Origin of the sequence: Akkermansia biwaensis, from assembly GCF_026072915.1 — a bacterium.
GTDB lineage: Bacteria > Verrucomicrobiota > Verrucomicrobiia > Verrucomicrobiales > Akkermansiaceae > Akkermansia > Akkermansia biwaensis.
The window spans coordinates 2,327,216-2,340,058 of the sequence record NZ_AP025943.1; the positions used below are offsets into that span (position 1 = coordinate 2,327,216).

Annotated in this window: 9 protein-coding genes; all 9 read right to left on the reverse strand. The window is 60.5% G+C overall.

The genetic code is table 11. The features are described from left to right. Window positions 1-14 precede the first annotated feature (14 nt). The 9 genes from OQH67_RS09635 to OQH67_RS09675 all read right to left on the reverse strand — a co-directional run bounded on the left by OQH67_RS09635 (window position 15) and on the right by OQH67_RS09675 (window position 12,693). Window positions 15-2,567 carry an alpha-N-acetylglucosaminidase gene (locus tag OQH67_RS09635; RefSeq protein WP_215434857.1) on the reverse strand — a complete coding sequence of 851 codons (2,553 nt, stop codon included), beginning with the start codon at window positions 2,565-2,567 and terminating at the stop codon, window positions 15-17. 127 nt (window positions 2,568-2,694) lie between these two features. After that, window positions 2,695-5,289, reverse strand: coding sequence for an ATP-dependent Clp protease ATP-binding subunit (locus OQH67_RS09640; RefSeq protein ID WP_215434856.1), 2,595 nt, complete (start codon window positions 5,287-5,289; stop codon window positions 2,695-2,697). A gap of 30 nt (window positions 5,290-5,319) precedes the next feature. Beyond that, window positions 5,320-6,375, reverse strand: coding sequence for a protein arginine kinase (locus OQH67_RS09645; RefSeq protein WP_215434855.1), 1,056 nt, complete (start codon window positions 6,373-6,375; stop codon window positions 5,320-5,322). A 5-nt stretch (window positions 6,376-6,380) separates the two neighbouring features. Further along, the gene (locus OQH67_RS09650; protein WP_067952166.1) at window positions 6,381-6,872 is read right to left on the reverse strand and encodes a UvrB/UvrC motif-containing protein; all 492 of its coding nucleotides are present in this window, start codon (window positions 6,870-6,872) and stop codon (window positions 6,381-6,383) included. A 112-nt stretch (window positions 6,873-6,984) separates the two neighbouring features. After that, entirely contained in the window at window positions 6,985-7,845 is an 861-nt protein-coding gene (locus OQH67_RS09655; protein ID WP_067572426.1) for a metal ABC transporter permease, read from the reverse strand. A gap of 19 nt (window positions 7,846-7,864) precedes the next feature. Continuing rightward, window positions 7,865-8,650 carry a metal ABC transporter ATP-binding protein gene (locus OQH67_RS09660; RefSeq protein ID WP_218957821.1) on the reverse strand — a complete coding sequence of 262 codons (786 nt, stop codon included), beginning with the start codon at window positions 8,648-8,650 and terminating at the stop codon, window positions 7,865-7,867. Continuing rightward, complete coding sequence (locus OQH67_RS09665) at window positions 8,641-9,075, reverse strand: hypothetical protein (RefSeq protein ID WP_215458858.1); 435 nt, start codon at window positions 9,073-9,075, stop codon at window positions 8,641-8,643. The genes OQH67_RS09660 and OQH67_RS09665 overlap by 10 nt, the downstream gene beginning before the upstream one ends. Continuing rightward, entirely contained in the window at window positions 9,072-10,052 is a 981-nt protein-coding gene (locus OQH67_RS09670; protein ID WP_215434853.1) for a metal ABC transporter substrate-binding protein, read from the reverse strand. Before OQH67_RS09670 ends, OQH67_RS09665 begins: the two co-directional genes overlap by 4 nt. A gap of 25 nt (window positions 10,053-10,077) precedes the next feature. After that, a complete protein-coding gene (locus tag OQH67_RS09675; protein ID WP_215434852.1) occupies window positions 10,078-12,693 on the reverse strand; it encodes a DUF2339 domain-containing protein in 2,616 nt (871 codons plus the stop codon). Between the last annotated feature and the right edge of the window lie 150 nt (window positions 12,694-12,843).

Below are 12,843 nucleotides of genomic sequence, written 5' to 3' on the forward strand. Positions count from 1 at the left end.
GCCTTTTCTCCTTCTCAGCCATTCTTTTTCAAAAGCTCTATTTTTCCGCGGGAATCATTCCCTCCCACGGTTCTTACTTTGGCCCTGATGAGCAGTCCGTTGTTGGCGTGGACGCCTTCAGGCAGGGAGAGTTGGTAACAATTCTCCCGGGACGGTTTTCCTGCCAGTCCGGCGTGACGGCGGCCGTCTATCATCCTGCCGTCGCCCACTAATTCCACCTGCTCTATTTCCAGGGCATGCCGTCCTGACGTGTACGTGAACCGGACGCCCCGGAGGTTTTTCAGGTCATCCGGAGAGACGGGCCAGGCCACCCATTTCCATTCCGTGGATACTTCCGCCGGAGTCCAGTTGCCGATAGCCGAGCCTGAACCGCCTCCTTTCAAGGAGAGAGGGAGCGGTTTCGCTTCCCGGACGTATTGGCGGCATGCCCGGATGATATCGCCGGGGCGGCGCGCGGGGCTCACTCCGTGGGAATGGACCCAGGCTTCTTCCCATGCCTCCATGTCCGGAGCTTTGTCCTTGAGCCTGTTTTGGAAAAAATGCTCCCAGCGCGGCAGGTAATAATCGCGTATGAGGCCGCTCCATAACTTTGCGGCATAATCGTTTACGGGCGGCCCCCAAATGGTGACCAGGCGTCTGGCGTTTTCCTCATAGGCGTCTTTTTCCTCCCCGGTTTTTCCGTGGGCCCGGGCAAAGGATATCCAGCGTGACAGCCGCCACGTAGGATGGCTTTCCAGAAGGGCGTCCGCCTGAAGGGCATATTCGCGGAAGCGTGCCATGCACTTCTCCGCATGTTCAGGGTTTTGTTCGTCCAAAGCTTCCAGGGCGGCCTGGATGGCCTCGTGCATGCGTATTCCAAGGTAGTGGACCGCCATTTCAACGGCATCCTGCCGGAACAGGGGGGAATGTTCCAGCCCCTCCGTATTGACGAACAAGGCCAGGCCCCGGAGAAAATCTTCACTGGCATCGACGGAACTGCTGCGGGCGCCGGGTTTCAACTGCCAGTTGAAACGCGGGTGGTCTTTCAGATTGGAGTAAGCCGTGCTGCGGAAGAGGCTCCAAGCTGTTTTTAACGAATCCGGGCATGCCCCGTACCTGGCCCGGCAATAGTTTTCCAGCCATTGTTCCACGTTTTCCCTGCGGTCCCGCCATGCGGCGTCCGTAACCAGTTCGTAAAGGACGTCATTGTTCTCTATTCCTTCCGGCGCCATGCCCATGCCGGCAAGCTTCCCTTTAGAGGCCGATTCCAGGGCTTCCAGATGGCCGTTGGCATAAAAATCAATCACGCCCGTCATCGCGCACTTGCCTCCCATGTTGGGAATAACGCTGTACACCCAGGGCTTGTTGAAGAAACCTTTGAATACATCCCAGTTCATCCCGTTGTGCCAGAATGTCTTGTTATAATCCGCAGCCAGGTCCAGAAGGAGCATTTGATCATCCGGAACCTTGCTGAGCAGCGCTTTCAGCGAGTCTGCGTTCCAAATGTGGCGCTGGTATCCGAACATCCATCCCTGCATGACCCAGACCGCATCCGGATTAACGGAGGAAATGGAACGGTACACCTGTTCTCCCAACGCGCTGAGCATTTGATCGCGGGTTTTCGGGTCGTCCGTATTTACGGGAAGCTCCATTTCGTTGAAGGAATCCGCCAGATAATAAGTGTTTTTTCCGAATTCCTTCTGCCATTCTTCCATGTACAGGCTCCCTATGTGGAGGAAAAGGGGATCTTCCGGAGAAAGGAAATGGGCCGCGTTTTTTTGAGGCCATCCGCCCCAGCCCAAACGGTGAAGTTTTGCCTCCGGATAAAGACGCCTGATTCCCTGGGGGACAAAGCCGGAGAATGCCGGACAAACGGGTTTCATGCCCAGGGATTTCATCCTGCGGAGGATGTTGTGCTGCATGGCGATCTGGTCCCGGTGCCAGTTGTCGTTCAGGATGCCGTCATGGTTGACAAGATTGCCCATCCTCTGCCACGGCAAATGGGCCGGACCTGTGTAAAATTCATCTATTTCCTTTTGCGTGAGGCCCAGGCGCTTCCATACGCGGACGGCAATTCCTTCCGTTGCCGCCAGGGCCAGGGGCATGTCGATGCCGTGCAGGGCCATCCAGTCGATTTCCCGCTCCCAGCGTTCCCATGTCCAGTAGGGCATGGTATAGCCGTAAGTGACGGCATTGAAGTAATAATGATGGCGGAACGGGGAGGCAACCCTGCGCCGGGGGGTATCCGGAATCCGGGCCGGCCAGCGGATGTCCTTGTTATCCCAGGCAACCATGCCCAGTCCGTTTGTTTTGAGAAAATCGTAAAATCCGCGGCAAAGGGCCGTTCCGCTGCTGCCGCGTACGGTCAGGACCCCGCCGGAGGACTCCGTCTCAAAAACATCACAGCCGTTTTCCTGTTTGACGGCTTCCAGCTTGAGTTTGCCGGGGACGGCTTTCAGGGCGGGGACGGTCCGTTCCATGACGGAACGGGCCGCCTCCCGTTCTTCCGGTGAAAGGGAGTAGCCGGCATGCATGCAGCATAAGGCCAGCAGCGTCCCGAACAAGGTACGCAAAGGAAGTGTCGCCATGGTGATGACTACGGAAGGATGAACCCTTTTCTTTTCAGAATTTTCAGCGTCTGTTCCTGATTCCCCGAAAAAGCAAAACCCCCCGCATGGGTGAATGCGGGGGGCCTGCCGGTTCCGTAGGGAAGAATTATTCCGCCTTGGGCTTGGGTTTGGGTTTGCGCGGCGCCCTCTTGCGCGGCGTTTTCACCTTTTCTGCGGGTTTGTCGGCAATGTGCAGGAAGTTGAGCGTTTCCGCCCCGTCCGTCTGCACGGCTTCGATCTTGTCTCCGGCCTTCACGTCTCCACGCAGCAGCGCTTCCGCCAGCGGGTCTTCCAGCAGGCGTTCGATCGCGCGGCGCATGGGGCGCGCTCCGTATTGCGGATCGTACCCATTCTTGATGATCAGGCTCAGGGCTTCCGGGCTCAGGGACAGGGCGATGTCCTTGGCCTTGAGGCGGGAGATGAGCTTGTCCGCCTCCAGCTGCACGATGTGTTCCAGATCGTCCCGTTCCAGCATGCGGAAGACGGAGATTTCGTCAAAGCGGTTGAGAAATTCCGGACGGAACTGCTTGCGCGCTTCCTCAAGGATTTTTTCCCTCATGGCGGCGTAGTCCGCCTTGTCGGAGGCCATGGCTCCGAAGCCCATGGTGCTCTGCCTCTTGGCGGAGGCGGCCCCCACGTTGGAGGTCAGGATGATGATGGTGTTGCGGAAGTTGATCTTGCGGCCCAGGGAATCCGTCACGCTGCCTTCCTCCAGAATCTGGAGAAGCAGGTTCATGACATCCGGGTGGGCTTTTTCCACTTCGTCAAACAGGATGACGGAGTAGGGCCTGCGGCGCACGGCTTCCGTGAGCTGGCCGCCTTCGTCATGGCCTACGTAGCCGGGAGGAGAACCGATGAGGCGGGACGTGGTGTGTTTTTCCATGTACTCGCTCATGTCCACCTGGATCAGGGCGTCCGCGGTGCCGAACATGATTTCCGCCAGGTTGCGCGCCAGGTAGGTCTTGCCTACGCCGGTGGGCCCCAGGAAAAGGAAGGAGCCGATCGGGCGGCGCGGGTCCTTGATGTCCGCGCGGCTGCGCCGCAGGGCGCGGGCGATGGCGGAGGCCGCCTCGTCCTGGCCGATGACTTTGCTTTTCAGTTCTTCCTCCATGCGGAGAAGCTTGGTGGTTTCCTTTTCCTCCATCCGGGCCAGCGGAATGCCGGTCCATTTGGCGAGAACGGCCATCACGTCTTCTTCCGTGACGGGGACATAGTTGGTTTCGTAGGACGTGCGCCAGGCGTCCAGCATGTTCTGGAGTTCCCTGCCTGCCTGCTTTTCTTCGTCGCGGATATGGGCCGCTTCTTCAAAAAGCTGGGCGCCCACGGCCTGGGTCTTGCGCTCCTTGAGTTCCTCGATGCGGGTTTCCATCTGGCTGATGTTGTCGGGCCGGGTCATCTGGGAGACGCGCTTGCGCGCACCGGCTTCGTCCAGGATGTCGATGGCCTTGTCCGGCAGGAAGCGCCCCGTCAGGTAGCGGTGGGAGAGCTTGGCCGCGGCTTCCACGGCCTCCTTCGTGTAGTGCACCTTGTGGTGTTCCTCATACTTGGGCTGGATGCCCGCGAGTATCTGGATGGTGTCCTCCACGGAGGGTTCCCCCACCTGCACCTGCTGGAAGCGGCGTTCCAGGGCGGCGTCCTTCTCAATGTGCTTTCTGTACTCATTGAGCGTGGTGGCGCCGATGGCCTGGAGCTCCCCGCGGGAAAGGGCGGGCTTGATGATGTTGGAGGCGTCCATGGAGCCTTCCGCAGAACCGGCGCCCACGATGGTGTGCAGTTCGTCGATGAAGAGAATGACGTTGCCTTCCCGGCGTATTTCGTCCATCACGGCCTTGAGCCGTTCTTCAAACTGGCCGCGGTACTTCGTGCCCGCCACCATCAGCGCCAGGTCCAGGGAGATGACCCTCTTGCTGCGCAGGAGTTCCGGAACGTGGCCCTGGGCTATTTCCTGGGCCAGTCCTTCCACGATGGCGGTTTTGCCCACCCCGGCTTCTCCCAGCAGAACAGGGTTGTTCTTGTTCCGGCGGCACAGAATCTGGATGACGCGTTCGATTTCCGAGGAGCGGCCGATGACGGGGTCCATCTTGCCGTCGCGGGCAAGATGGGTCATGTCGCGGCCGAACGCCTGGAGGGCGGGCGTCTTGGATTTCTGCTGCCTGGAATAGGCGGGGGCTGCGGGTTCGTCCGAAGGGATGGCGGAGGAGTCGTTTTCCTCTTCCTCGTCATCGTCGTCCGGAATGATGTTGTCTTCATCCGCGTCCATCTGGTATTTGGGCGTGAGTACGTCCAGCAGTTCCCGGCGGGCCTGTTCCAGATCCACGCCGAAGTGGCGCAGAATCTGTCCTGCCACGCCGTCGCCGTCCCGGATGAGGCCCAGGAGAAGGTGTTCCGTTCCCACATAGGTGTGGTTGAGTTCCTGGGCTTCCCTGTTGGCCAGGGCCAGGACCTTGCGCACCCGGGGGGTGTAGGGGATGTTGCCTTCGGCCTGGGGTTCCGTGCCCCGGCCTATCTGCTGCTCCACCTGCTGGCGCACGGCGTTGAGCTCCACCCCCAGGTTTTCCAGGATGGTGACGGCCACGCCCTTGCCCAGTTTGAGAAGGCCGAGAAGAAGGTGTTCGGTTCCTATATAGTGATGATTGAAGCGGTCCGCTTCCCGGCGCGCGTGCGCCAGTACTTGTTGCGCCCTGGGCGTAAAGTTATTCATATATGTTATGGAAAATATTTCTTGGTTGCATTAGCTTCCGGAGAGTTCCTTCCGGATGATGTCCGCGCGGATCTGGTCCCTGTCTTCCGAGCTTGTCTGCTCCGTGGTGGACAGGCGCGCCAGGTGGGCCGGCTGGATGTTGAGTATGGTTTTATTGACGTGTTTCAATGCCTGGTGGGAAAAGATGTCCAGAGACGCTCCCATGCGGAGGAAGGAGAGCAGCCCCAGCGCCTCCTGGGTGGAAAGCAGGGTGGCGTTGGTCAGCAGCCCGTAAGCGCGGGAAACGCGGTCCTTCACCTGGAGGGAGGCGGACTGGAGCAGCTTTCTGCGGGCGTTCCATTCCTGGTGCGCCAGGTCGGACGTGAACCGGGTCATGCGTTCCACGATTTGTTCCTCGCTGTCGCCCAGCGTGGACTGGTTGGAAATCTGGAACAGGTTGCCGGTGGCTTCCGTGCCTTCGCCGTACAGGCCGCGCACGGTGATGTTGAGCTGCACGGCCGCCTGGACGACCTGCTGCATCTGTTCGGAAATGACCAGGCCGGGCAGGTGCATCATCACGGAGGCCCTCATGCCCGTGCCCAGGTTGGTGGGGCAGGCGGTGAGGTAGCCCAGGCGCGTGTTGTATGCGTACGGGAGCTTGGCTTCCAGCCCGGAGTCTATCTTGGACACGGCGTTCCATGCCTTCTTGAGCTGGATGCCGGGGAGGATGTACTGCAGGCGCAGGTGGTCCTCCTCATTGAACAGGATGCTGGCATTCTGGTTGCGGGAAATGAGCACGGCGCAGCCTTCCGAACGTGCGGCCAGCTCCCGCGAGATGAGGTGGCGCTCCACCAGCAGCTGCTTCTGCTGCTGGTTCAGTTCGGAAAGTTCCGCGTAATAGCCGCCCTTCATGGCGGGGAGTTGGCGCGCCTCCGCGGAGGTAAGGGCCAGGGTGTCCGCGCGCTGCTGGCGCGTGGCCCAGCCGGGGAAGGGGGTAGCCGTCAAATTCCGGGCCAGGCGGATGCGGGAGGTGAGCACGATGTCGTGCTCGTCTTTGGATTCCACCATCCACTTGGCGGGATTGTTGAGTAAATCGTCAAAGAGCATGAATGTTAATTGGTCGGCGTACGCAGTTGTTTGATTTGATCGCGCAGCTTGGCCGCCCGTTCATAATCTTCCCTTGCTACTGCCAGAGAGAGTTGTTGTTCCAGGTCGCTGATGGTTTGGGTTTCCGTTTCACGTTTTTCCGCTCTTGCGGGCGTTTTGCCGTGGTGGTGGGAGTCCGGCTGTATCTGGGCCAGGAGGGGCAGGATTTCTTCTTCAAAGACGTTGTAGCACTCGCTGCATCCCAGGCGGCCCACGTTCTTGTAGTCCTGAAGAGTAAAGGAGCAGATCGGGCAGTTGGTCAGGGGAAGGGACTGAAGCGCCGGAATGGGCGCGGGAGAGTCCTCCCCTCCCTTTGTGCCGAATTGCCCCTGAAGGTTCGGAAACAGTTTTTCCGCCAGATCAAAGGCGTCCGGGTCCAGCAGGCCCCGCTCCTGGGCGCATTTGGCGCAGAGGCAGAATTTGGTGGACTTGCCGTTGATGATCTGTGTCAGGAACACCGTTGCCGGTGCAGAGCATATCTCACATTTTTTCACAACCCGCATTATAAGCCCGCACCCTGTTTTGGACTAGAAGACTGCGTGTCATGGATTGTCATGAAAAAGGGCCTTCTTATTGTAATGGGGATGATTTCTTTCCGCGCTGCTTGAGCAAACCGCATCTGGAAGAATACAAATACGCTATGCAGAAGATCACGCCCAGCACCAGAATGATGGTTGCCCCCAGGTGCCAGCCCAGCGGGAAAGAGAGGTAAAAGGCGAGTACGGAGCCGAGCGCCCCGATCAGTCCGCCGCCCCAGAAAAGGTGGGAAGGCTTGTTGGTGAGCATGTACACCGTGGCGGCGGGCCCCACGAGCAGCCCCAGCGTCAGAAAGGCCCCCACAGCCTGGAGGGAGGAGACCAGCACCAGGATGATGAGGGTGAAGATGCCATAGCTGATCAGCCGGGAGGGAATGCCCAGGGTGGTGGCGATGTCCGGGTCGAACAGGTAAATCAGGATGGGGCGCCGGAAAAGCAGCAGCGTCAGCACGCTGGCGGCGCTGATGGCGAAGGCGATCCACAGGTCGGAGTCCGACAGGCTCATGATGGAGCCGAACAGCCAGTCGTCTATCTTCTGCTGGAGGCCCAGCCGGACCAGGACGATGAAGCCGGCGGCAAACGCCGTGGTATGCAGGATGGACAGGGCGGTATCCTGGTTCAGCCTGGACGTGCGGGACACGAACAGTGAGCCCAGCCCCACCAGCAGGGCGGCCACCACGGCCCCCAGCAGCAGGCTCCAGCGCGTCAGGCCGAACATCAGCACGGCCACCGCGATTCCCGGCAGCAGCGCGCAGGAGAGCGTGCCGATCTGCAGCGCGGATTTTTTCAGGATCACCAGCCCGCTGACGAAGCCGTTGGCAAAGCCGATCATGAGACACGCCAGCAGGGAGCGCTGGGCGATGGGTTCCCGGAGAAATTGAAGAAAGTCATCCATAACGTGAAAAATTGTCCAGTCAGGCGTTCATTCCGTATGTTTCCCGTATCCGTTCCGGGGAAAGCACCTCCTGCGCCGGACCGAAAGCGACCAGGTCGCGGTTCATCAGCAGAACCGTATCGAAGATTTCCGCCGCCGTGTTCAAATCGTGGTGGGAGGCGATGACTAGGCGGCCCTCCCCGGCCAGGGAATCCAGCAGGCGTCCCAGGGACTGGCAAGCGGGGGCGTCCAGGCCCGTGAACGGTTCGTCCAGCAGGAGGACGTGCGCTTCCTGCGCCAGGGCGCGCGCCAGGAAGGCCCGCTGCTGCTGGCCGCCGGAAAGCTCGGAAATCTGGCGTTCCGCCAGGTGCTCCAGACCGAGCACGTGCAGGGACTTTTCCACAATCTCCCGGTCGTGCCCGGAGAATTTTTTCCACAGGCCCAGGGCCGGGTAGCGGCCCATTTCCACGAGGGCGCGCACGGTGATGGGGAAGGACCAGTCCACGTCGGAGCGCTGGGGCAGGTAGGCGATTTCCCTCGGCATGTCATGAAGGGGGTTCCCGTTCCACAGAATGTTGCCGGCATCCGGATGAATCAGCCCCGCCAGCGCCTTGATCAGGGTGGATTTTCCCGCGCCGTTGGGGCCCATCAGGGCCAGCGTGTGCCCGCAGGTTATGGAAAAGCCGATGTCGTGGAGGGCGAGCAGCCTGCCGTAATACACGGTGACGTTCTCCACATCCAGGCGGTGGCGCTCCGGATGGCTGGCATGGGCGCCCCAGCAGATGTGGTCCTGGGCGCAGTGAGGGGAGGGGGCGCTTATTTCCATGAGAAGGAGTACGTATCGTTCAATGAAGGGCCGAAAGACCACCGGGTGACGGAAGCGGCCTGCCTGCCTTCTGGTTCCAGTTCCAGCGTCACGGGAGTGTCCGGCGTGCCTTCCGGCCATTGGGCGGAAACGGTGAGCGTGGCGGAACTTCCCTTCAGGGGAAGGCGGCACTCCACTTCTTCATGCAGCCTCGGATTCTCCGCCTTCCAGAGAACGGCGTCCCCGGAGGCTATGGAAATGTTCCTGGGCCGGTGGGCGCATTTGACCGTAATGACGGTGGGAACGCCCTGTGCGGCAGTCTCCTGGGCGGGATGCGGGACGGCCTGTTCCGCCGGAGTGCCGGAAGTCATCTTGTAAAGCGCCAATCCCAGCAGGACGGCCCCCGCCAGGGCGGGAAAAAATTGTCTCAAGGGGGAACTGGTCATGGTTTCCGGGCCGGGGAAAGGGCTTCCTTGATAATCTGGACGTTCTGTTTGAACATGCTTTCAAAGTCGTGCCCGTCCGGGGACAGGCCGTCCGTATTGACGGGCTTGGCGACGGAAATGTTCAAGGACTTGGCTATTTCATTCAGGCTCTTGGGATTGGAGGAGTATTCCGGAAAAACGGCCTTCACCTTCGCTTCCCGGAGTTTTTTCAGCGTGGCCGCCAGTTGGGCGGAATTCCCCTCGTCTTCACGGCTCACCCCCTGCATGCTGATGCTGCGGAAGCCGAATTCCCGGCAGAAATGGTTCATGGCCGCATGGCCGGTCACCAGGATGCGGTCCGCTTCCGGGATGCCGGAAAGCTCCGTTCTGGCCCAGGCGGAAAGGCGGTCCATCTTCCGGTTCCATTGGGAGAGCCCGGCTGCGTAATCCTCCTTGTGGGCCGGGTCCATGTTGGCGAGCACGGCGGCCAGGGCGCGCGCGGCCCTCTTCATGTTGGCGGGGGTGTGCCACCAGTGGGGATCGTTGGGGCCGTGGGAGCAGGAGCCGTCTTCCGCGTGGTCGTGATGGTCGTGTTCCGCGGAATCGGCGGCTACGGGCACGTCCGGGATGGATGCCCCCAGGTCCACGATCTGCGCCCGGGAGCCCAGGGCGTCTTTCAGCCGTGGAAGGTACGGCTCCAGATTCTTGCCGGAGGCCAACACCAGCCGCGCCTGTCCCGCCGCGGCAATATCCTGCGGCGCGGGCTCGAAACTGTGCAGGTTGCCGTTGGGTTTCAGCAAATCCGTGACCTGGACGTGGCTGCCGCCCAGCGCGCGCGCCATGTCCCCCAGCACGGGGTGCAGGGCCGCGATCTTCAAGGCGGGGGCCTCCTGGGCGCCCAGAGTACAGAACAGGCCCAGAAGACACAGAAAAGGAATTAAAACGCGCCGGAGCATGCCTTCCATTATGGTGCGCCCGGCAGGGGATGCAATGGTCAAATTTGTCTTCCAAAGTGAGATGACGCTAACTTTGGCGCGCCTTTCCTGCGTTCTTTCTCTTGCCCCTCATTTTCAAATTGAACTTCTGGTACAGGAAGGAGGAAACGAGCACGATGAAGGCCAGGCCCACGAGCGCGCCCACCCGGTAAAGCTGGCTGAGGCTGGAAATGTCGTAGCACACGGCCTTGAGCAGCGTGATGCCCAGCAGGGCGAGCCCCGCCATGCGCACCCTGGCGGACCTGATGTCGAACCCCGCGGCGATCAGGCACAGGGCGAACAGGCTCCAGGCCAGGGAGATGGTCAGGTCCTGCGCCAGGCTGCGGCCGAACTGGATCAGCAGCGGATGGTCCCCCGGCGCGGCAAACCCGCAGGAAATCTCCATGTTCATCCAGATGAAAAGCAGGATGGCTCCGAAGATGTTCAGGGAAGGGATGAGGAAGCGGAGTCCGGAACGGTCGCCGGTGAAGCGGGGCATTACCTTTTTCTGCATCCACCACGCGCCGGCCATGCAGCAGAAAACCAGCGTGGCGTATGTCAGGCGCAGTTCCGGCATTTGGCCCGGATCAAGCTGGGAAACCGTCTTGAACAGGCCGCTGTGGATGAACATGGCCGCCAGCAGGAAAAAGCCTGTCCAGGCCAGCTTGGCCTGGGGAAACTTTCCGCACAGCAGCAGGAGCGCGAAGCCTTCCAGGGACCAGGCCAGGGTCAGCGGCGTCCCGCTCCACTGGAAGCCGATGGCCAGGGTCAGCATGCCGATGGCCGTGCCGTAGTAAAAGGTGAGGACGGCGGACCGTTTCAGCAGTGTTTCGAAAGGAAGCCTTTGCAGGTACAGAGCCGTCAGGAAGGGGGAGACGGCGCAGAGAAGAGCGGCGGTGGAAGCCCAGAACCGGGTGGAGACGGGATGGTGGGACATTCCGTACTGAAACCAGACAAAATAGAAAAGAGGGACGCACAGGGCGGAGGCGCTCCAGGCCAGCAGTCCGTCGCGGAAGCGCCGGATCACGAACGAAGGAAGCAGGAACAGGAACGCGAAGACGAAAAACGGCACCCAGGGATGGAATTCCTGATGCCATGCCGACAGAGCAAAACCGCCTACGGCCACCATCAGGGCCTGTCCCCGGCTGTGCCGGACGGCCATCCAGCAGAAGACACCCGCGATCAGTATGGCGTAAAAGGGAAGCGGGGAATTCGGCCAGATGATCGGAAGCCACGCCAGGGCCGCCGCCGTGAAACAGGAGATTCTGATACCCGGATGCAGGTCGGCCAGGCAGGCCCCTCCGGACAGGGTGCGGGCGGACAGCACCTTGTAGGAAGCTGCGATCATGAATATGCTGAATATTCTGCGGAGAAGCTCGGAAAACCAGGGGAAATTTTCCGGTTTGGGATGTTCCGTAAAGGAGGCGCACAAGTAGCAAACGGTGAAGATGGCCACCGGCAGGAACCAAGACCAGTAGGTGCTCCTTGCCCTGGCCAGCGGAAAAAGGGCGGTCATCGGGAACATCCCGGCCAGGAGCAGAAGCGCCCGGGAGGAAGAGGAAAGGGCCAGGGGATTGCCTTCCGCCTGCATCCGGAAAGCCGTCAGGCACGCCACGGCAATCGCCCCGAAAGCCAGCAGGAATGAAGAGCTTCCCGTGCCAGGGGCCTTCTTCTCCTGCCGGATGCCGGAGTACAGGCCGCAGCCGCAGTAGAGGAACAGCGTGCAGAGGGAAAGCAGGGTGACGGCCGGAACGTGTCCGTTCGCGTTGTATTCGTCAAACCAGCCCATCAGCAGCAGCGTATAGGACGCGAGGCCGATGGCCCCCACTTTCGTCCAGCGCGTGAAGGCCAGCACGGAAACCAGTCCCGCGTTCAGAAGGGTCATGTACAGGAACAGGGAAACCGTGTGGTCCTGCCCGGTGGACAGGATGACCGGCGTAAGGAAACCGCCGATGATGCCCAGAACGGCAATGACCTGGAAGCGGAGCCGCACGGCCAGGACGAACGCAGCGGCCGTGGTGGCGGCCAGCAAAAGGGCGGAAACTGCCGTATTGAAAAAGGGCAGCGCATAAAACATGCGGCCCGCGCAGGTGGCCAGGTACAGTACCAGAATGCCGGTGGCGGTCAGGGTGCCGGAAAGGGTGGGATACCTTTTCTTCAGGCGCGAGAGGCCCGTTCCCAGCAGGGCAAAGGCCGTCAGGTAGGTGAGGATGATTCTCCATTCCGGAGAAATCAATTCATTGTCAATGCTGTATTTGACAAAGAAACCCGTTCCCAGAAACAGGATGAATCCGCCGATCCAGGAAAGCAGCTTGGCTCCTATGAAATATTCCCAGGAAAAGGCGGGGGAAACGGCTGCCGGCTGTCTGGCCTTCCGGGCTGCGGGAACGGGGGGCTCATAGGGGATGATGGCCGTGGCGGCCCGTGGCGGGGATGACACGGGGCGCGGTGTGGAGGCTCCCGGTCTTGCAGCGTTCTGGGGTGTGCTGCTCGTAACTGATTTGCCATAGCGCATATGCATGTCCATATGCGCCTTGATTTCGGCAAGTTTGTTTTCCAGCTTGCGTACCTTGTGTTCCAGGGAAACGACCTGGCAGGCCTTCACAAACGTGAAAACCATGCCGGAAAGAAGGACCAGCACAAGCAGTAAAATGAAAATTTCCATGGGGAAGGGGGTTAGGGGAATGTATTCTACATGGGAAAAACGGGACTGCAAGACGCAAAAGGGGACATGTCCGGCTCCCGTGAAGATGCGGAATGATGCCGGCCGGGGCACGGTCTGCGGATGTCTTCTGTTCCCGATGACAGGATTGAT